The 21,007-nt window shown below is 46.3% G+C and carries 17 protein-coding genes and 1 tRNA gene; 11 read left to right on the top strand and 7 right to left on the bottom strand.

What is annotated here, in order from left to right:
• Positions 1-56: 56 nt before the first annotated feature.
• From H8K32_RS03750 to ilvA, 3 genes are read right to left on the bottom strand one after another with little or no spacing between them, the layout of a single operon-like run.
• Positions 57-728: a hypothetical protein gene (locus H8K32_RS03750; RefSeq protein ID WP_246447098.1), complete on the bottom strand. Its 672-nt coding sequence runs from the start codon at positions 726-728 to the stop codon at positions 57-59.
• A gap of 55 nt (positions 729-783) precedes the next feature.
• Complete coding sequence (gene queF, locus H8K32_RS03755) at positions 784-1,632, bottom strand: NADPH-dependent 7-cyano-7-deazaguanine reductase QueF (protein ID WP_186911137.1); 849 nt, start codon at positions 1,630-1,632, stop codon at positions 784-786.
• A 42-nt stretch (positions 1,633-1,674) separates the two neighbouring features.
• Positions 1,675-3,210: a threonine ammonia-lyase, biosynthetic gene (gene ilvA, locus H8K32_RS03760; protein WP_186911138.1), complete on the bottom strand. Its 1,536-nt coding sequence runs from the start codon at positions 3,208-3,210 to the stop codon at positions 1,675-1,677.
• A gap of 273 nt (positions 3,211-3,483) precedes the next feature.
• On the opposite strand from ilvA, the gene H8K32_RS03765 reads away from it, so the two are divergent.
• Positions 3,484-3,975 carry a YqaA family protein gene (locus H8K32_RS03765; protein ID WP_186911139.1) on the top strand — a complete coding sequence of 164 codons (492 nt, stop codon included), beginning with the start codon at positions 3,484-3,486 and terminating at the stop codon, positions 3,973-3,975.
• A 232-nt stretch (positions 3,976-4,207) separates the two neighbouring features.
• A complete protein-coding gene (locus H8K32_RS03770; RefSeq protein WP_186911140.1) occupies positions 4,208-5,494 on the top strand; it encodes an HAD family hydrolase in 1,287 nt (428 codons plus the stop codon).
• Between the two features lie 232 nt (positions 5,495-5,726).
• On the opposite strand, the gene mutY is transcribed toward H8K32_RS03770, so the two are convergent.
• The 3 genes from mutY to mutM all read right to left on the bottom strand — a co-directional run bounded on the left by mutY (position 5,727) and on the right by mutM (position 9,730).
• Positions 5,727-6,863 carry an A/G-specific adenine glycosylase gene (mutY, locus tag H8K32_RS03775; protein WP_186911141.1) on the bottom strand — a complete coding sequence of 379 codons (1,137 nt, stop codon included), beginning with the start codon at positions 6,861-6,863 and terminating at the stop codon, positions 5,727-5,729.
• 7 nt (positions 6,864-6,870) lie between these two features.
• The gene (locus H8K32_RS03780) at positions 6,871-8,808 is read right to left on the bottom strand and encodes a dynamin family protein (RefSeq protein WP_186911142.1); all 1,938 of its coding nucleotides are present in this window, start codon (positions 8,806-8,808) and stop codon (positions 6,871-6,873) included.
• Between the two features lie 100 nt (positions 8,809-8,908).
• Positions 8,909-9,730: a bifunctional DNA-formamidopyrimidine glycosylase/DNA-(apurinic or apyrimidinic site) lyase gene (gene mutM, locus H8K32_RS03785; protein ID WP_186911143.1), complete on the bottom strand. Its 822-nt coding sequence runs from the start codon at positions 9,728-9,730 to the stop codon at positions 8,909-8,911.
• Positions 9,731-9,998: 268 nt separating this feature from the next.
• On the opposite strand from mutM, the gene H8K32_RS03790 reads away from it, so the two are divergent.
• The 7 genes from H8K32_RS03790 (at position 9,999) to ggt (ending at position 17,353) form a co-directional block, all read left to right on the top strand.
• Complete coding sequence (locus H8K32_RS03790; RefSeq protein WP_186911144.1) at positions 9,999-11,846, top strand: tetratricopeptide repeat protein; 1,848 nt, start codon at positions 9,999-10,001, stop codon at positions 11,844-11,846.
• A 110-nt stretch (positions 11,847-11,956) separates the two neighbouring features.
• Positions 11,957-12,577, top strand: coding sequence for a lipoprotein insertase outer membrane protein LolB (gene lolB, locus H8K32_RS03795; protein WP_186911145.1), 621 nt, complete (start codon positions 11,957-11,959; stop codon positions 12,575-12,577).
• Positions 12,578-12,594: 17 nt separating this feature from the next.
• Positions 12,595-13,443 carry a 4-(cytidine 5'-diphospho)-2-C-methyl-D-erythritol kinase gene (gene ispE, locus H8K32_RS03800; protein WP_186911146.1) on the top strand — a complete coding sequence of 283 codons (849 nt, stop codon included), beginning with the start codon at positions 12,595-12,597 and terminating at the stop codon, positions 13,441-13,443.
• Positions 13,444-13,524: 81 nt separating this feature from the next.
• Positions 13,525-13,601 (top strand) — tRNA-Gln (locus tag H8K32_RS03805).
• A gap of 118 nt (positions 13,602-13,719) precedes the next feature.
• A complete protein-coding gene (locus tag H8K32_RS03810; RefSeq protein WP_186911147.1) occupies positions 13,720-14,682 on the top strand; it encodes a ribose-phosphate pyrophosphokinase in 963 nt (320 codons plus the stop codon).
• A 117-nt stretch (positions 14,683-14,799) separates the two neighbouring features.
• Entirely contained in the window at positions 14,800-15,387 is a 588-nt protein-coding gene (locus H8K32_RS03815; RefSeq protein ID WP_186911148.1) for a 50S ribosomal protein L25/general stress protein Ctc, read from the top strand.
• A gap of 262 nt (positions 15,388-15,649) precedes the next feature.
• Positions 15,650-17,353, top strand: coding sequence for a gamma-glutamyltransferase (ggt, locus tag H8K32_RS03820; RefSeq protein ID WP_343067926.1), 1,704 nt, complete (start codon positions 15,650-15,652; stop codon positions 17,351-17,353).
• 242 nt (positions 17,354-17,595) lie between these two features.
• On the opposite strand, the gene H8K32_RS03825 is transcribed toward ggt, so the two are convergent.
• Positions 17,596-18,195 (bottom strand): 5-formyltetrahydrofolate cyclo-ligase, encoded by a 600-nt coding sequence (locus tag H8K32_RS03825; RefSeq protein ID WP_186911149.1) that lies wholly within the window; start codon positions 18,193-18,195, stop codon positions 17,596-17,598.
• A gap of 108 nt (positions 18,196-18,303) precedes the next feature.
• On the opposite strand from H8K32_RS03825, the gene H8K32_RS03830 reads away from it, so the two are divergent.
• Entirely contained in the window at positions 18,304-20,292 is a 1,989-nt protein-coding gene (locus tag H8K32_RS03830; protein WP_343067924.1) for a lytic transglycosylase domain-containing protein, read from the top strand.
• A complete protein-coding gene (locus tag H8K32_RS03835; RefSeq protein WP_186911150.1) occupies positions 20,292-21,005 on the top strand; it encodes a glutathione S-transferase family protein in 714 nt (237 codons plus the stop codon). The genes H8K32_RS03830 and H8K32_RS03835 overlap by 1 nt, the downstream gene beginning before the upstream one ends.
• The last annotated feature ends 2 nt before the right edge of the window (positions 21,006-21,007 follow it).

The raw sequence follows: 21,007 nt of genomic DNA on the forward strand, positions 1-21,007 counted from the left end.
CGTTGTCGGAAATTTCCATCCTCTTTCAAAACTACAGCAACCATGAAGAGAATAAATTAATTTAAGTCTATACGAACAAATAACAAAAGTACGTCACCGTTACCTTTGTTCTTAGACAGACGAGGTACATACGCAGCCATCAGTTTTGTATTTTTTGTACCGATAGAAGCGACCGGCAGTGCGATAGGGAATGGGACGCCTTTAAAATAATCTGTGCGGCTGATCAGCGAATAGGTGTAACCACCGCCAATTTCAATATTACCTGCGATGGGTTTCATCCACTGATAGGCATAACCTGCCATAGGCTGAGGTTTGTAGTGCGAATCAGAAATGATCATTGCATAGAATAATTCTTCATTGTCTTTTTCATCTCGGATGGCTTTAGTAAAACCCAGACCCCAGGCATTTTCGTTGAGTTCTGAAATTTTTTCAGGCGTGTACGTATTGCGTCCATGATGTGCGAGACCGGACAAGTTAAGCGACATTGCGCCTTCATCGACAATCTTTGTCATCTTGCGCTTGGCTCTTTCATACCAACCCGGTTGATCTTCGGCCGGCACTTGAGCCATAGGGGCTCCGGTTGCAGATGCAACTGGCGATGATGCCATCGCGCTTTCTACGACAGGCTGCGGTGTTATTTGTGCCGACGCTGTTGAAGCGACTGCCAGGCTTAAAAGTAATGTAGAAATGCTGATGCATTTGCCTAAAAATGGCGTTCGGGAGTTCATGGCTTAATTTAAGGAAAAATAAAAGAAAATTTAAAAATAAACAGAAATTAGAAAATTATTGGCGCGCATTTCTACCGTTGCCGGGTTGCTGACCGGTTGAAAAATTACTACGCCACGGATTAATATCGAGACCACCACGACGGGTGTAACGCGCATACACTGCTAATTTTTGCGGTTTGCAATGCTGCATAATGTCGACAAAAATTCTTTCTACACACTGTTCATGGAATTCATTGTGATTGCGAAAACCAATCAGGTAACGCAACAAACTTTCCTGATCAATTTGCGATCCTACATAACGAATTTGCACACTGCCCCAATCCGGCTGCCCAGTCACCAGACAATTCGATTTCAGCAGATGCGATAGCAGCGTTTCCTCCACTGGTGCTTCGTCGTGATTGGCGCTTAACAATGCAGGATTAGGAGTATAAGCATCGACTTCAATATCGAGTCGGTCAAGCAAACGACCTTCCAGTTCCTGCATTTTCAGTTGACTAAAATTTTCTGATAAACATAAGCTGACATGTACTGACGCACCAACTGCCGCTGATAAATCTTTTTTGAGTACATCAGTCAACGCTTCCGGACTGGCTAAACGTGTCTGATTAAAACTATTCAAATAGAGCTTGAACGATTTAGACTCAATAATATTTGCCGATTCCGCAGGTACTGTCACTGTGGCAATCGCTACTTGTGGTTTACCGCGTTGATTTAACCACGACACTTCATAGGCGTTCCAAATGTCCACGCCAAAAAATGGCAGGTTCGTAACGACGCCAATTTCCGCGCGCTTTTCGGCGCGCGGAATCGGGAATAGTAGTGAAGCATCATATTCGGCTTTATACGTCGCCGCTTTACCTAACAAAGATTGTTCAGGTGAATTAGTAGAGGTAGCGTCAGTCATTGCAAGTTCTATCGTAGTCAGCTTAAAGTTCGGCCAAAAAAATCAGCCTAAAAATAATTGGTAAACGGGGTTTTTACTCTCATCCCAGTAGCGATACCCGAGTGTGGATAAAAATTCGCGGAAAATTTTCATTTCCTTTTTCGGCACCTGTAAACCCACCAACGTACGGCCATAGTCTGCGCCGTGATTGCGATAGTGGAATAAACTGATATTCCAGTTCGGAGCCATGCTATTAAGGAAGCGCATCAACGCTCCTGGTCGTTCAGGGAACTCGAAGCGGTACAGCAATTCATTTTCCGCCAGTACACTCTTGCCACCCACCAGATGACGAATATGCAGCTTGGCTAATTCATCGTGCGTCAAATCGAGAGTTGCAAAGCCATGCTTTTCAAAATTCTTCGCAATTTTGCTTGATTCGAGTTTGTCATTGACCTGGATACCGACAAAAATATGCGCAGCTTTTTCATCGCTGATGCGGTAGTTGAATTCAGTCACATTGCGCGCCCCAACCAGTTCGCAGAAGCGTTTAAAGCTACCGCGTTCTTCTGGAATGGTGACGGCAAAAACGGCCTCGCGTGCTTCACCGACCTCAGCGCGCTCTGCAACAAATCGCAAACGATCAAAGTTCATGTTAGCACCGCAAGCGATGGTCACCATAGTTTCATTTTTAAGCGGCTTTTTATTCGCTTTGGCGCGTTCGATGTAGGCTTTGCAACCAGCAACAGCCAATGCACCAGCAGGTTCCAAAATACTGCGTGTATCTTGAAACACGTCTTTAATCGCAGCACACACTGCGTCGGTATCGACAGTGATGACCTCATCGACATACAGCTTCGCCAGACGGAAGGTTTCTTCACCGACTAATTTGACTGCAGTGCCATCAGAAAATAAACCGACATCATTGAGAGTCACGCGCTTGCCAGCTTTCAGACTACGCGCCATCGCGTCTGAGTCGGTAGTTTGTACACCGATGATTTTTATTTCAGGGCGAATAGCTTTCACGTACGCTGCAACACCTGCGATCAAACCTCCGCCTCCGATTGCCACAAAAATGGCATGGATAGGTTCCGAGCGTTGGCGCAAAATTTCCATACCGACTGTCCCTTGTCCTGCGATCACATCTGGATCATCAAACGGATGGACAAAAGTCAGCTTACGCTTTTTTTCCAATTCCAACGCATGGCCATACGCATCTGTAAAAGAGTCGCCAAACAGCACAACTTCTACATTCTCGCCACCATGCGACCGCACAGCATCAATTTTGACTGGCGGTGTGGTGGTGGGCATCACAATCACGGCTTTGCAGCCCACGCGTTTAGCACTTAATGCGACGCCTTGTGCATGATTACCAGCGGATGCACAAATCACACCGCGCTTTAATTGGGCTGGCGTCAGGTGAGCGATTTTATTGTAGGCACCACGGATTTTGAAGCTGAACACACTTTGCATGTCTTCACGCTTGAACATAATTCGATTATCCATACGGGCTGACAGGCTGGGCGCAAATTCCAGCGGAGTTTCAAAGGCGACGTCGTAGACGCGGGCAGTCAGGATCTTTTTCAGATAATCGGTGCTCATAAGCTTCAGAAGTAAGGTGAATTAATAGTTGAGATTTTTTACAGTTTTTACAGAAATCAATGACAGCAAACAATCACAGCGTGATAACACGATCTCGTCGACGAAAGTAAGGGTTGTGCCAGTACTTCAGCTATTAACAATGATACCTGAGCACATTTGTAATGAGGCTTTCAGATCATTTCCGACAATTGCTTAATAGTAATTTAATGGTAATTCTTTAGAATAAAGCCTAGCTATTATAATGGATGCCCTTTAGCCTTACCTCACGAATCCATGATAGACGCAGCCATTCATTGGTTATTAAATGTTTTAGCGGTACCAGAAATCGGTTTAACCTCAGTCTTTTTGATCAGTTTCATTTCTGCAACGCTGATTCCTCTTGGCTCAGAACCTGCAGTATTTGCAGTCATCAAAGCTAATCCGGAATTATTCTGGCCAGTATTAATTGTCGCGACGATAGGTAATACCCTGGGTGGTGTGGTTGATTACGGCATGGGTTATGCGGCAAAACAAGCTTTCAGCCGCGAACGCGACAGTTTCTGGTTTGCCTGGCTCAAACGCTTTGGACCTAAAACTATGCTTTTAGGCTGGCTGCCCGTTATTGGCGATCCGATTTGTACGCTGGCGGGTTGGCTGCGTTTGCCATTCTGGTCTAGTGTTGGCTACATGGCGATTGGTAAATTTTTACGCTACATCACAATGACCTATCTTTTATTAAAGGTCCCGGATGGCTTTTGGCATCGCGTCGGTGAATTACTAGGATAAACAGACCGAAGTTGTTTGTTGTTGTGACAAGCTCTTATATTTGTAGTCAAGTTGTCTTATTTCTTGTCTATACTTTTACGACCGTCTATCAGTTTTTGTTTATCCAAACTGACAGGTGTCCAGATAGTTAATGAAAAATCAATATCAAAATAACGATAAATTGATACATTCTGGCAACTAGTCTGGGATAATGACGCTTTCATTTCACTTCATCCTTAAGAGGACTAAGAACATGCAGCAAGCAAATACGCCACGTCGTGGCTTTATTCAAGGCATGATCGCAACAGCTGCCGGTGTGACACTGACAACATCTGCTATCGCTAAGAATACTGATGTTAAAACTGTTGTTTTGGATAACGCCAAATGGTCGCCACGCAACCATGACTTGGTTGCCGCATTGATCGCCAAGCATGGCATTACCAGCAAAAAGTACTCTGCAAAGCGTAAACCGTATGCCGTATTTGACTGGGACAACACCAGTATCATGAACGACTGCGAAGAAGCTTTGTTGATGTACCAAATCAATAACCTCGCGTTCAAGCTGACGCCTGCTGAGTTTTCCGCGATCATTCGCCAAAACGTTCCTGCTGGTAATTTCGCGCCAGATTATAAAAATGCAGCGGGCACAATCGTTGACCTGGATAGCCTGTGCACGGATCTGGATAGCGACTACGCATACTTGCATGCCAATTACAAAGGTATGGCAGGCAGCATGAGCCTGGCACAAATCGCAGAAACGCCACAATTCCAGGATTTCCGTTCCAAACTGTATTTCATGTATGAAGCAGTAAATGACACGCATGGTGTTAATGTTGGTTATCCATGGGTTATTTACTTCTTCGCGAACATGACAGTGAGCGAAGTGGCTCAACTGGCAGAAGCATCCAACGATGCAAATCTGGGAATGGGCTTGTCTAAAGTTAAATACACCAGCCCGGCATCGTTGCCAGGCAAAGCTGGTGTCGTAACGACTGCACATTTCCACGGTATCCGTTTGTGTACAGAAGTTGCTACATTGATGGACACTTTCCGTCAAAACGGCTTTGACGTTTATGTCAGCACTGCTTCGTTGGAGCACGTTGTGGGCGTATTCGCTTCCAATCCAAAATATGGCTACCATGTACCACGTGAAAATGTATTAGGCCTGCGTTTGGAACAAGATGGCGAAGTATTGAAAAATGCTTACCGCAAAGACTGGCCTCTGAACTGGGGTCCAGGCAAATCTGTCGTGATCAAGCGTGAATTGGTTGCAAGTAAAGGCTACGGTCCAGTGTTTGTTGCTGGCGATAGCGATGGCGACTACGATATGTTGCGCGATTTCCAGGACACAGAATTGGGTCTGATCGTGAACCGTCTGAAAAAAGGAAAAATTGGTGAGTTGTCTAAATTAGCTGCCGACAGCATCAAAGAAGCTCATCCACGTTTCGCATTGCAAGGTCGTCAAGAATCGACAGGTAACTGGTTGCCTGTCGAAACCACACTGAAATACGGCAAAACTTCAGTAGCATTGGTTGGTTAATTATTTACCTGAATTTTCCTGAATTTGCCTGAATAGCTTATTGAATAATTTTTCTATAAGCTATATATAAGGCTTTGCACTTAGCAAAAACGCCCATGCTGAACATGGGCGTTTTTTTATTATCCGAGGCTTTCAGTCAAAACACTGCCCACCTGGAATCTCATTTTCATAACATTGACGAAATTGATGCATCGCCCCCAAGCTCAGGAAACGCTGGGTTGAATAAGAGTTTTTATGTTTCAGCTGCTAAAGACATTAACAAAGTCTTGATCGGTGCAGGTAATGCTGCATCACGCATTTCGGATAAATTCATCCAAACATGCGTATCCTCAGAAACTACAGAATATCGCTGATCCAACGCAATAAAGAGTGGTTGAATATGTAATTTAAAATGAGTAAACACATGCTCTATCAACGGCATTTTTCGCATGCTGCCCACTTCGCCAAATTGAGCGATTGCTTGTTGTAATACATGCTCGTCAATGCTATTTTGTGGAACATCTTTTTCCAATGCCGTCATTCCATTCAACTCTGGCAAAGATAACAGACCGCCCCAAATTCCACTGTCTGGGCGACGCTCAAGCAAAACCTGGTTATTGCTGAGCAAAACTAACATCACAGCATGTTTTTCTTTGATCTGCTTTTTCGGCTTACGGGTTGGTAATTCGGCGGTGCGATTTTCCGCGTGTGCCACACATCGCGCTTGCAAAGGGCACCGTGGGCAGGCCGGACTGCTGCGGGTACACAAGGTCGCACCCAAATCCATCAAGCCCTGGGTATAGGCTTCTATGCCAACTTCGGGCAACAATGCCATTGCCCTTTGCCATAAATCATCTTCGATTGGTTTGCTGCCAGGATAACCTGCGATACCAAATACTCGTGTAAATACGCGTTTGACATTGCCGTCCAAAATCGCTGCCGTCGTGCCATAGGAAAAAGCCGTGATCGCCGCTGCCGTCGAGCGTCCTATACCGGGTAGCTGCTCCAGCAACAAAGGATCGACTGGAAAGTGTCCATCATATTTTTCGACAACCTGCTTTGCACATTGATGCAAATTACGAGCACGGGTATAGTACCCAAGACCACTCCAGTGCGCCATGACAGATTCTGCGGGTGCTGCAGCGAGATCAAATACAGTGGGATAGCTTTGCAGAAATTTTTCGTAGTAGGGAATAACTGCCGTTACCTGAGTTTGCTGCAACATAATTTCCGACAGCCAGACGCGATAGGCTTCGCGGCTTTGTTGCCATGGCAGCAGATGTCTGCCATGTTGCTTTTGCCATTGAATGACGGCATGTGAAAAACTGGGATCAACAAATTCAGGATGAATAAAATTGGCGGCCGCAGCCGCCGGAATACGACGTTTCATGTAATTTTTAAGCGGCTGCCCGGAGTGCGTTTAAGTCAGCCGACAAGGCTGCTTTTAATTTATTTTCGAGAGCAAGCAGTGAATTTTTCTGTGCATCTACTTCGCTTTGCAGTGCTTCGAAGGATGCGATTTTATCTTCCAGACTGTCAGTTGCCATGTGAATACGTTGTATCGACTGCATGCGATTTTTCAGTTGCGCTTTATGTTCGCGAATTTGGGCTTCCAACGGCGCCATCACCACTTTCTGCCACGCTTCGACATCCTTATTCGCTTGCAAGAAATTTTGTTTTACACGCGCAGCAACGGAATCAAAAAACTTATGTACCAATGCAACGCGAGTATTAGTTAGCATCGTGGTTGCGCTGAACTGCTTTTGGTAAACCACTTCAATCGCTTCCAATTCTTTAATATATTTTTCCAGAGAAAATGCCATCGGCGCTGACAATGCCAGACCGTGTTCGGTAGAAAATTTGCGATACATGACCGACATCATTTCTGAAATTTCATCGGTCTTTTTATTCGACACAATCAGATTCAATTTAACCTGAGCAAAAAACTGCTTGATCGCATCACGTAAACCAACGGATAAATAACTTTTTTCCATCGTTTCCCGGGTTTTGCGGATTTCTTCACGCAATATATCCATTCCAAGGCTGGTGTAGACCTCGGTCGACAATTTAGTGAAGACCGCACGCGTTCCCTGCATGCGAATCAGACTGGCATCAAATTCTTTTTTCTCTGTATCAACACGTTTCATCATGTGTTCAATGACATTCATATTCTTGCCGCGCAAACTCTTTAATTCCAGCATTTGCTCAACCACATTACGGCCACGTGAGTTGATGATCGCTTGTTGTGCGTTGGTGATCTCAGCAATCTCAGCAGCCAATTGCGAGCGGATAATACTTTGTTTGGCAGGAATCAATTCTTTAGACAGCGCGTATTCGAGTGCTGGCAAGCGGCTCTTTGCCAATAATGGTGCGTCTTTGTTGATTTTAGCAACCAGGCCTTTTTGTGCAGATACTGGAAAAATCTGCTTTTCCTCCAGCGCCAAGGTGTGCGCTACCGTCGCCACCTGACGTGCCAACTGGGTTTCAATTTCTTCGTGGGTGCGTAATTCGTCCCACATACTATCAATTTTATTTAACACCACCATACGGCCAGGACCACTGCCGATATGATTACGCCAGACGTCAATATCGCTCTTGGTGACGCCGGTGTCAGCAGCAAGGATAAACAACACCGCATGCGCGTTCGGGATCAGATTCAAGGTCAGTTCTGGTTCCGTACCGATTGCATTTAAGCCTGGTGTATCAACAATAATCAAACCTTCTTTGAGCAAAGGATGTGGGAAATTCACAATCGCATGACGCCATTGTGAAATTTCAACCATGCCATTTTCATCCACCTCAAGTGCTGCGTCCGGGTCTTCTTCATCAAATAAGCCGTATGACTTGGCAACGTCTATCGTCACCTTCTTCGTCAGGCTAACTTGTTTGAATGCTTCTAACATACCGTCGCCGGAATTAATATTTAAGGGCAAGACCGTCCAGACGTGGCTCTGCCCCTTGTACTCACTGGTCGATTGCGTTTCCGAACGGGTTTCTATCGGCAATAAACGAATGCAAGGTGGAATTGTGTCGTCGTACAACAATTCGGTTGGACACATGGTTGTACGACCAGCAGACGAAGGCAAAATACGCTGACCGTAATCAGCGAAAAAAATCGCGTTAATTAATTCTGATTTACCGCGCGAAAACTCCGCGACGAAGGCAATCGATAATTTATCATCGACCAGACGCTCCATCAGACGCGACAGACGTTGATCTGCCGCAGCATCAGCCATATCTGATCCACCAATCCAGGCACGATATTGCTCGAGCGCCCGGGCGACACCCTTGCGCCATTCGCTGTACTCTTGGAATTTTTGAACCAAATTGCTCATGTTTCCCTCAGTTAATTTTCTATTCGTTTAGTATATATGGAAGCGTGAGAAAATACGCGCAAAACGCGCAAACACGGCGATTTGAGACAACAAAAGCCAATTATTTCTGGCAAAATACACAATAAAAACTACTTCTTTGTCCCTGACGTATTTGTCGAATAGGCGTCTGGCAAATTCGACATGCCTCACCAGCGCGGTCATACACAAAGTAATTTTGCTGAAAATAACCACTTTGACCATTCACACTAATAAAGTCTTTCAGCGTGCTGCCACCCTGCTCTATCGCCGCGGCCAATGTCTCACGAATGGCGCTGACCAGCAAATTATAACGAGCCAGACTGATGCGTTTTGCCTGAATTTTAGGATTAATACGCGCTTTGAATAAGCTTTCTGACGCGTAAATGTTACCGACCCCAACCACAATGTCCCCGGCTAACAACACTTGCTTAATCGGGGCACTACGCGTTCTGCTCTCCTCAAACAGAAGTTCAGCATTAAATCCGGCTTCTAGTGGTTCCACACCCAAGCCACTCAATAAGGGATGATGTTCGATGTTGCCGTCTTCCAACGCATGCCAGAGCACTGCTCCGAAGCGCCGCGGATCAGTCATCCTCAAGCATTGTTCGTCGATAATAATGTCAATATGGTCGTGTTTAGCCGCCGGCGTGTTACGCGGCAAGATGCGTAAGTGTCCGGACATGCCTAAATGAATCAGCACAGTGCCATGGGTAAAGTTCAACAATAAATATTTACCACGACGTCCCGTTGAGAGCACCTTTTGTCCAGCCAAGAGGGCGCGCAAATTTGCCGGGAATGGCCAGCGAAGACCTTCGCGTCGCAAAATAACATCAGTCACCACGCGTCCCGTCAAATGCGGATCCACACCACGGCGCGTCACTTCAACTTCAGGTAATTCAGGCATCGTCTGGAACTTTTATTGAAAAAATGGTTCTACAATTAGCTTTTTACAAGAAAAAACCTTAGGCGCAACAATGTCATAATCAACTTATTCTGTAAATCATCTATGTCTATATCTACGTCTGTTATTCGGGTGTTTACCGAAAATCGCCTTGTCTTTACAATTTGACACAAGACTTATACCGTTTTATCACTGATTAGTCATTGGCGAAAATACACACCTTGAATACTTCAGCGTAAAATCAGCCATCAACGCTCATTTCGGATTCGTCTTGAAAACTATTTCTGCTTCTGTCACTACCTCCATTGTATCCGCACTTCGCCCAGCGGCTTATCTCACTTGTGCTGCGCTATTATCAGCGTGTGCCAGTTTAGGAGGTAAGACCACCAGCACTGGTACTGATACCAATCATGCCCACGAAGCTGCACAAGCGGCATTAGCCGCAGACAAGGATTTGAATGGAGCAGCACCTCCCGTCATTGAAAATAAAGAAAAACTACCAAATGCGGTACTCACTGATGAGCTGTTTTACAAAATACTAACCGCTGAAATTGCCTATCAGCGAGGAAGCTGGCAAGCAGCCTATGTCACTTTACTGACCACCGCACAGCAAACCCGCGACCCCAGACTCGCCCGACGTTCTGCTGAAATCGCTCTAAGCGCCAAGCAAGCGGGCGAAGCATTAGTGGCGATACGCTTATGGCGCGAACTGGCTCCAGATTCCAATGAAGCGACTCAGTACTACCTCGGCTTCATGGTCATGAATAATAATTTGTCTGAGATCAAGCAAGTATTTACAGAAAAATTAGCCAACGCAGATAGCAAGCAATATGGCGTGATCATGCTACAAGCGCAGCGCTTGTTATCTCGCGCACGAGATAAAAATGCTGCATTTGACGTGCTTGAAGAAATTCTTGCACCATACAAGGCATTGCCGGAAGCTCACCTTGCGCTGGCGCAAGGCGCCTACAACAAGGGAGATGGTCAGCGCGCAATCATTGAAGCGAAAATCATGCTCGCGGCACATCCTGAATCGCAATTGGCGATTCTGACAATTGCGCAGGCCTCGGCGCAACCTGATGCGGCACAGGCTTTAGCAGGATTTATTGCGAAAAATCCTGGCGCGCGCGATATTCGCCTGGCATATGCCAGTATCCTCATCGATCTCAAGCAATTCGATAAAGCCCAGGAACAATTTCAACTGCTGTTGCGTGACACTCCGGATGACCTCAACTCGATGTACACACTTGGCGTGTTGGCACTGGGAAAAAATCAATTGCAGCAAGCGGAAGAATATTTTTTACGCTACTTAAAAACGCTTGAAGAAAAATCAGAGGATCGCGACGCTACATCTACCTACATGAATCTGGCGGGGATTGCGATAGATCGTAAAGACTACAAATCTGCACAGGAATGGCTAGCCAAAATCGAGTCATACGAAGGACGCAATCCGGCCTGGTTCAATGCGCAATTGCGGCGCGCCAGCCTGCTTATCAAACTCAGTAACACCGACGAAGCGCTGAGTTTATTGCACGAACTCAAGCCAACAGCAGAAAATGATCAACTTCAGGTAATACAAACAGAAGCACAAATCTTAAGAGATACACGACAAACTGATCGCGCCGAACAAGTTTTCAAAGCAGGTTTAGCAGCACATCCGAACAGTCCGGATTTAATGTATGACTACGCGATGTTATTAGAATCTCAGGATCGTGTACTACAAATGGAAACGCTGTTGCGGAAGGTGATTGAACTAGCTCCCAATAGCCAGCATGCATACAACGCGCTTGGTTATTCCTTTGCTGATCGCAATATAAAGCTCGAAGAAGCCTTGGTGCTGATAGAAAAAGCTAATCAATTAGCGCCGGATGATCCGTTCATTCTTGATAGCCTCGGTTGGGTGAAGTTCCGCCTTGCCAAATACGATGAGGCAGAAACCGCCTTACGTCGCGCCTACGAACTACGTCCGGATGCCGATATTGCAGTACATCTTGGCGAAGTCCTGTGGCGCGCAGGCAATAAAGACAAGGCGGTCAAATTGTGGCGCGAAGCGCGCACCAAAGACCCGGAAAATTCATCACTAAAAAGCACTCTGGATCGCTTGAACGTCCATCTGTAGAGCCTGGACCAGAATCCTTCTTTGACGGCCGAATTGCTTGCATTTGGAAATAAATCAAATGCAAGCAAATTCAGGCCAGCACATACCAATGCAACTAAAATCATCAATACATGATATTCAAATATAGCCGATGGCTAACGCTATCTGTGATGTTCGCCAGCGTAATACTGTGCAGTGCCTGCGCCAGTATTGGCATGCAACAAGGGCAAAATAGCGTCAATGCGACCAGCTTCGATTCGCGCACCTATCAAGACAACATACAACTGAGTGGAAAAATATCGGTACGCTACGAAAAAGATAATAAGCTGCAACAATTGCCAGGCAGCTTTGAATGGGAACAAAGTGGCCAACATCTGCGTATCAATCTCTTATCCCCACTTGGTCAGACCCTGGCCAGAATTACCTTAGACGATAACAGAGCGATACTAGAACAAGAAGGTCAATCTCCACGTTATGCGCAGAATCTCGATCAATTACTGCAAGAGAGTTTGGGCTGGTCACTTCCGGTTGCCGGCATGCGCGACTGGCTACAAGGCTTTATTCCGCAGGAAAATGGTCAGCGCCAGGCTTTAATTCGCGTAGATCAGACTCTGCAAAATAGTGGCTGGACTTTACGCTACGCTAGTTGGCAAGATCATACCGACCTACCAAAACGCATAGAAATAAGTCGCTATACACAACAAGCTGGCAATGTCAGTATCAGTATTTTTATCCAGGCTCCAAACCCTTAAAGCACTTGCTTATCAATATGAAACAAACGCGCATCCATTGTCAGGCACCAGCTAAGCTCAATTTATTTCTTCACGTGACCGGCCGCCGTGCGGATGGATACCACTTATTGCAAACCGCCTTTCAGCTCATTGATCGCTGTGACACCATGGATATTGCAATTCGTACAGATAATGCCATCGTGCGGACCAACGATATTCCCGGCGTATCCGCTGAGACTGATCTGATCGTCCGCGCCGCCCAGCTATTGCAGCAGCACACAAGATGCCAGCTCGGCGCAAATCTCACGCTAAATAAAATTTTGCCTATGGGTGGTGGCGTTGGTGGCGGCTCATCGGACGCTGCTTCGACTCTGATTGCGCTAAATCATTTATGGCAAACCGAACTCAATAAAGCGGAGTTAATGCAATTAGGGTTACAATTAGGCGCTGATGTCCCCTTTTTCATCTTTGGAGAAAACGCTTTTGCAGAAGGTATCGGGGAAGAATTGCAGGTAATTCAGACGCCAGAACGTTGGTTTGTAGTGATAGAACCAGGGGTGCAAGTTCCGACTCCAGCAATTTTTTCTGCAAAGGAGTTGACAAGAGACAGTAAGCCCGTCAGAATAGCGGACTTTTCCAGCACTGCTGAAATGTTTTGGAAAAATGATCTGCAAACAGTTGCCTGCGCACTGTTTCCGGTAGTTGACGAAGCGGTTACTTGGCTGTCACAATTCGGAAACGCGAAGATGACAGGATCCGGAGCTTGTGTTTTTTGTGCTTTTGCCGATGAAGCGGCAGCAGACAAAGTAATTAACCAAGTCCCAGATCGCTGGGTATCATGGAAAGCAAAAGCGCTGAGTCGCCACCCGATGGCAGACTTATTGTAGAAGTAAAAATTTGGTCTGATGCCGATTTGAAGTTGATAAAAAATTCGACAAAAAATCAGGACGACAGACAAACGGTTGTGTAGGGGAATCGCCAAGCTGGTTAAGGCACCGGATTTTGATTCCGGCATGCGAAGGTTCGAATCCTTCTTCCCCTGCCATTAAATTAAAGCCGCCGCATCAATGTGCGGCGGCTTTTTCAGTTTTTATCTTTGATTAATTTGCAAAAAGCTATGTAAATTAATCAAATCCTCAAAAATTCAGCCGATAGGTCCCGCCATGGCAAACGCGCGCGCAAATGACAATATGATGGTCTTCACTGGTAACGCTAATCCTGCATTAGCAGCTGGTGTCGCCAAACAACTGGGCATTCCTCTCGGTAAAGCAGATGTTTCCAAGTTCTCTGACGGTGAAGTGATGGTCGAGATCAATGAAAACGTCCGTGGCAAAGATGTCTTCGTTTTGCAATCCACCTGCGCACCAACCAATGACAACCTGATGGAAATCATGTTGATGGTTGATGCATTAAAACGCGCTTCTGCTGGTCGTATTACGGCAGCGATTCCTTACTTTGGTTATGCCCGTCAGGATCGCCGCCCACGTTCAGCACGTGTTGCGATCTCTGCTAAAGTGGTTGCCAACATGCTGGAAGAAGCAGGCGTTGACCGTGTTTTAATTATGGATTTGCATGCTGATCAGATTCAGGGTTTCTTTGATATTCCGGTAGACAACATCTACGCATCACCAATTTTGTTGGGTGATCTGGTTGCAAAAAATTATGACGATTTATTAGTCGTCTCTCCTGACGTTGGTGGCGTGGTTCGTGCCCGTGCTTTAGCAAAACGTTTAGGTTGCGATCTGGCAATTATCGACAAACGTCGTCCAAAAGCCAATGTATCCGAAGTCATGAACATCATCGGTGAAGTTGAGGGCCGTAACTGCGTGATCATGGATGACATGGTTGACACTGCAGGTACATTGACGAAAGCCGCAGAAGTATTGAAAGAACGTGGTGCCAAGAAAGTATTGGCGTACTGTACCCACCCAGTCTTGTCCGGTCCGGCAATTCAGCGTATTTCGCAATCGCCACTGGATGAATTGGTCGTTACTGATACGATTCCATTGTCTGAAGCTGCAAGAGCATGCTCCAAGATTCGTCAGTTATCTTGCGACAGCTTATTGGCAGAAACTTTCCGCCGCATCACTAAAGGCGAATCTGTCATCTCTTTGTTCACAGATTAATACAACTCAATTTTTTCTGCGCCCTTGCTACTTTTTTAGCAGGGGCGTTTTCTCTGTATCCCTGGTCGCGGGGGTGCAAAACCGCAAGTTAGCTCTTGCATATTTTGGAGTAACACCATGAAAGTTATCGCATTTGCACGCAAAGAACAGGGGACCGGAGCGAGCCGCCGCCTGCGCAATGCTGGCCAAACACCTGGCATCATCTACGGCGGCCCAGAAGCCCCAGTATCCATCACTCTGGATCACAATGCGCTGTACCATGCATTGAAAAAAGAAGCGTTTCACTCTTCTATCCTGGACATGGAAGTTGACGGTAAAGTAGAAAAAGTTCTGTTGCGCGACTTCCAAGTCCACGCATACAAACAATTAGTATTGCACGCTGATTTCCAACGCGTTGATCCTAACCAAAAAATCCACGTTAAAGTGCCTCTGCACTTTGTTAACGCTGACGTATCCCCAGCTGTTAAATTGCACGCTGCTGTTATCAGCCACGTTGCAGTTGAATTGGACATCTCTTGCTTGCCAGCAGATTTGCCAGAATTCGTTGAAGTTGATCTGTCCAAACTGGACGCTGGTCAATCTATCCACGTATCTGGCCTGGTATTGCCAAAAGGCGTTACAGCAGTTGTACACGGTGATGACGCTACTGTTGCTATCGCTACAGTACCAGCTGGTGCCGTATCTGCTGAAGCTGAAGCAAAATAATTTTTGCTTCTCGTTGCAACCGTTTGCAACATGCAAAAATGATGAAAGCCACCTTCGGGTGGCTTTTTTTATGTTGTTGAAAAAATCAGATCTCGAACGAAAATAAAAAGCTCTGTTAGGATGTGGCTAATACATGGCTTACCACAATTCTTCCTGGATCATTTTGTGCTCCCGGACAGTGTTTTATGCCTGCCTTAGAAATAAAGCTCAATTGGAGTGAACATCCGTGATCATCAACAATAAAAATTTCCTCAGATTCGCTATCTTCGCGGCATTCAGTCTCAACGGCCAGCTCAGTCAGGCGCAGATTGCTGCCAATGTTCGTTATGACACCAATTTTCCTATCGTCAGCCCAGTCAGCAACCCCAACGGCATGGTCGTCACCGAACAGGCATTAGCAACGCAGGTTGGCGCAGATATTCTGAAACGCGGCGGCAATGCCGTCGATGCGGCCGTCGCAGTCGGTTTTGCACTAGCGGTCGTATTACCGAATGCAGGAAATATTGGTGGTGGTGGTTTTATGCTGATTCACGATGCCAAATCTGACAAAGACATTGCATTAGATTTTCGTGAATTAGCGCCTGAAAAAGCGCACCGGGACATGTATCTCGACGCCAATGGCAAAGTTATTCCCAATAGTTCAATATACAGCCACAAAGCGATTGGTGTTCCGGGTACGGTTGCTGGCCTTGATCTGGCCTTACGTCAATACGGCACGATGCGCCTGTCTGACGTTATTGCCCCGGCAATCAAGCTCGCGGAACAAGGTTTTAACATCAGTCCGCATCTGGCTTCTTTGCTGGAGGCTGATCAGGAACATTTAGGCAAATGGCCCGCCAGCCGCGCCATATTTTTCAAAAATAACATCCCTTTAAGCACTGGTGAAAAACTGGTTCAAAAAGATCTGGCACACTCGCTGAGACTGATTGCGGACCAAGGTCCGAAAGCATTTTATGAAGGCGAGATTGCAAAAAAAATCGTCGCCGAAATGCAGCAACATAACGGCATTATCTCCGCCACCGATCTGAAAAATTACAAAGCGATAGAACGCATTCCAGTTACGGGAAATTATCGCGGCTATCAAATCGTTTCTATGCCGCCACCTAGCTCTGGCGGTGTACATATTGTGCAGATGTTGAATATGCTTGAGCATTTCCCACTGAAAGAACAAGGCGCCAACAGCGCCAAAACCTTGCATGAGTTAAGTGAAGTGATGAAACTGGCCTATGCCGATCGTTCAGAATACCTCGGCGATCCAGACTTCTTCAAAGTGCCGGTTGCCGGACTCACATCCAAATCTTATGCAGATGCGCTGGTAAAGAAAATCGACCTCAACCATGCGACCCCGTCTGAGAGCATCAAGCCAGGCACCCCGGTCGCCTACGAAAGTGATCAGACAACCCACTATAGCGTTGCTGATAAACATGGAAACGTAGTAGCGACCACTTACACATTAAATTTAAATTTTGGTAGTGGCATCGTAGCGGCCGGTACTGGCATCGTCCTCAATGATGAAATGGATGATTTTTCAATTAAAGCTGGCGAGCCGAATACCTTTGGCTTAGTCGGCGGTGCAGCAAACGCCGTGCAGGCATTTAAACGCCCACTCAGCTCGATGTCGCCAACGATCGTACTCAAAGACAACAAGCCATTTTTAGTCACCGGCAGCCCGGGTGGCAGCCGTATCATCACGACGACACTACAGACCATTATCAACGTGATTGATTTTGACATGAATGTCGCTGAGGCAACTATTTCTCCACGTGTACACCAGCAATGGATGCCAGATCAGCTGCGCTACGAAAAAGGAATTAGTGCAGATACCTTGTCTATTCTGGAACAAAAGGGACAGCACCTGAAACAAGCTCAAGTTCTGGGAAAGACGCAAACCATACAAATCGGTGAAGGTATATTTTTCGGCTTTTCCGATCCGCGCAATCCAGATGGAAGCGCGCTGGGGTATTGAAGTGCCATGGCAAGTTTCAAATTGGATAGGGTTTAACTATATTCACTAAAAAAACTGCGCCATGCACTGTATGTAAATGTAAAGTGAAGGAAGAACAGAGATAAACACGTAATAGGTTGCAACGTAAGACATGAGACTCAAAAAGAGATTGGCAATGTCAGCATACTAAACCTGACCTTCCTTCGTGAAAACGAATTAAAAGTGTGTTGTATATACGATTTTTGACATAAAAGACCGACACGTCAGTTAAATTCTAAAAGTTCCTGCTCGGTCAAAATTTCATGCATACGAATGTCATGTACTCCACGATCAAATTCGCTAAGAGCCGAATGATAGGCAATACCTACCGCATGACATTCGGTGTGCAAAGCCAGTGTACGGTCATAATAGCCGCCGCCATAACCCAGACGATATCCTTGCGAAGTAAAGCCCACACAAGGAATCAATAACACCTCTGGTACGATCAAATATTCACGTTGAGCGGGTAAAGGGATGCCATAGTCATCCCTCGTCATCGAATCACCCTCCTGCCATGCCAGAAAGCGCAAGGGCGCATTTTTTTCAACAACCCAAGGCAATGCCAGTTGTATGCCCATTTGCGTCATTGGCGAATAACAAGCGCGTAAATCGGGTTCGGCATGAATAGGCCAATAGACACCGACACTGCTTGTTCGATGCTGTTCACACCACGTCAGCAAACTTGACATTAGGAGTTGATCCCACTGTTGGCGGATTTCAGCCGGAGTTTGCCTTCTTCGCGCCAGCAACTCTTTCCTCAACACTTTACGTGTTTGATCGACATTTACATTCGCACTGTGTTCTGGAGAGTTGGGCTGTGTCATACTGTCAAATATGTAAGTGTGCAGGATCAAGTTAAAATTTTCTGAATAGATTATTTCTGAATATTGCCTGAGAGTACAAATCCCCTCTCTTTCAGGGAAATTTTATCTGTGTCTTCTACTATCAATATCAAGATGCCTGTAAAAAAAAGCTTATTTGTAATCACGATGTTAGCAGGTCTGACTGCATTTTCTACTCTATCTGCATCAGCGGCTAGCCTGAATTTCGTCAACGATGATGACCGCTTCATGGCGCTGCGCGATGCGGCATTTCATGACGACCCTGTCAAAGCCGATCTCCACGCAGCTGCACTGACGCAATATGAGATTCACTCCTACGTTGATTATTACCGTATCAGGGCGCATCTTTCCAGAGCATCCAATACCGAGATTTCCGACTTTATTAACAAATACGAAGGCAGCGCGATTGCTGATCGTATGCGTAACGACTGGCTAAGCTTGCTGGGCAAACGAGGAAATTGGGATCTGTTTGACCAGCAATATCCTTTGTTTGTCGTCGCCGATGATAATCAGTTGCGTTGCTACGCCGTGTTGTCCAAAGCGATTAAAGGGCAAAAAGTCGACAATGAAGCCAAAAATTTACTCAATGCCCCACGTGACTACGGGGATGGCTGCTATAACCTGGTCAGCTATCTGACAGATAACGGTCAATTCACACAGGCTGATCTTTGGACGCAAATGCGCATGGCTGCCGAAAACGGCGCCCAGCCATTAGCACAGCGCTTAGGCAAACTACTGGACTTACCTGATAAAAAAGTCAGCCAGATATTTGATAAGCCAGAAAAATTGTTCAAACAAGGTCCGGAAAATAATAAATCCAGCCGCGAACTATTTGTGCTTGCCTTAGGCCGCATCGCCAAAAATGATCCATCGGGCGCAGCGGAATTATTATCGCGTTTTAGCAGCAAACTCAGTGATGCACAACGCAGCAATGCATGGGCACAAATCGCCTTGCAATCAGCCTTAAAGTTAGAACCTGAAGCCCTCGCCTACTGGGTCAGAGCTGATGGCGCGACGTTTTCTAATGAAGCCTACCAATGGCGCGTGCGCACTGCACTGCGCGAAGGTGACTGGAAGCTGGTCAAGAGTGCCATCAATGCTATGCCGCCAAATTTAAAAAGCGATCCTGCATGGGTCTATTGGTTAGGTCGCGCCTTAAAAGCAGAAGGTAAAAATGATGAAGCGCGTCAGATTTTTTCCAGCATTGCAGATCAGATACATTTTTACGGCCAATTGTCTTTAGAAGAAAATGGCCAAAAAATTGGCGTACCAATTACCATCAGACCCATTAGTGCGGAAGAGCTCGCACCGATGGAAAGAAATCCTCATCTGCAACACGCATTGAAGTTCTATTCCATGAATTTGCGTACCGAAGGAACCCGCGAATGGAATTGGGAGTTACGCAAATTCAATGAGCGTCAACATCTGGCAGCAGCAGAATTAGCCCGTAAAAATAATTTGCTCGATCGCATGGTCAACACCTCAGACCGAACCAGAGGGGAAGTCGATTTCAACCAGCGTTATCCAACCCCGTTTAACGAAAGTATGTACAAAACGACACAAACACTCGGTCTGGATATGGCTTGGGTGTATGGTTTGATACGGCAGGAATCGCGTTTCATTATGTCAGCCAAATCCCATGTTGGCGCATCCGGTCTAATGCAAATCATGCCTTCAACAGCACGCTATGTGGCGAAAAAAATGGGCTTAGGAGACTTTGTTCCGGCACAGGTCAATGACGTTGATACGAATATTGTACTTGGTACCAATTACCTGAACATGGTGCTCACTGACTTAGGTGGTTCGCAAGCACTGGCATCTGCCGCCTACAATGCGGGGCCAGGTCGACCACGTGCATGGCGCGCCAAACTCAGCCGCCCTGTCGAGGGGGCAATTTTTACCGAAACGATACCGTTCAATGAAACGCGTGGTTACGTCAAAAACGTGTTATCCAACGCGACGTATTACGCAGCACTGTTTGAAAAAAAACCGCAATCGCTCAAAGCCCGACTGGGAGTTGTAGTGCCGAAAGGCATGTCTGCCAGCGATGCCGATTTACCTGACGAGTCAAAACAATAATGCAAGATACAGAAATCCATCCAGCGCTGGCTCAGATCATGAATGAACATCGGGCACGCATGTTGCTCGTGATTGGCAATAAAAACTACTCCTCATGGTCGATGAGACCTTGGGTATTGATGAAAGCGTTTGGCATTCCATTTGAAGAAATTCGTATATTGCTCGGGCAACCCGACACCACATCGCGCATTGCGGAATATTCAACAGCGGGTAAGGTTCCGGTACTCGTCGCTAACGACATTACGGTCTGGGATTCACTTGCTATTTGTGAATTTTTGGCCGATCAGTTTTCTATTTTAAATTTATGGCCGGAAGATGTTGCCGCCCGAGCACATGCCCGCAGCATTTGCGCAGAAATGCATGCAGGCTTTTCATCATTGCGCTTTGATATGCCAATGAATATACGTGCATCTTTGCCCGGTAAAGGCCGAACACTGGGTGCGCAAGCTGACATTGGACGTATTTGCGAAATCTGGGAAGATTGCTTTTCCCGCTATGGTGCTACCGAATATTTATTTGGATCCTTCTCGATTGCAGATGCTTATTTCGCACCGGTTGTGATGCGCTTCCGTACCTATGGTGTGTCTCTGGCTCCCGCATTGCAAGCTTATGCAGACCGCATTGCGATTCATCCGGCGGTATTGCAATGGATGCGTGAGGCGAATGCAGAAACTGAAACCATGGCATGGCATGACGCTCGTTCAGAAAAGTAATC

Source organism: Cognatundibacterium jejuense (genome assembly GCF_014284255.1).
Taxonomy (GTDB): domain Bacteria; phylum Pseudomonadota; class Gammaproteobacteria; order Burkholderiales; family Burkholderiaceae_D; genus Undibacterium; species Undibacterium jejuense.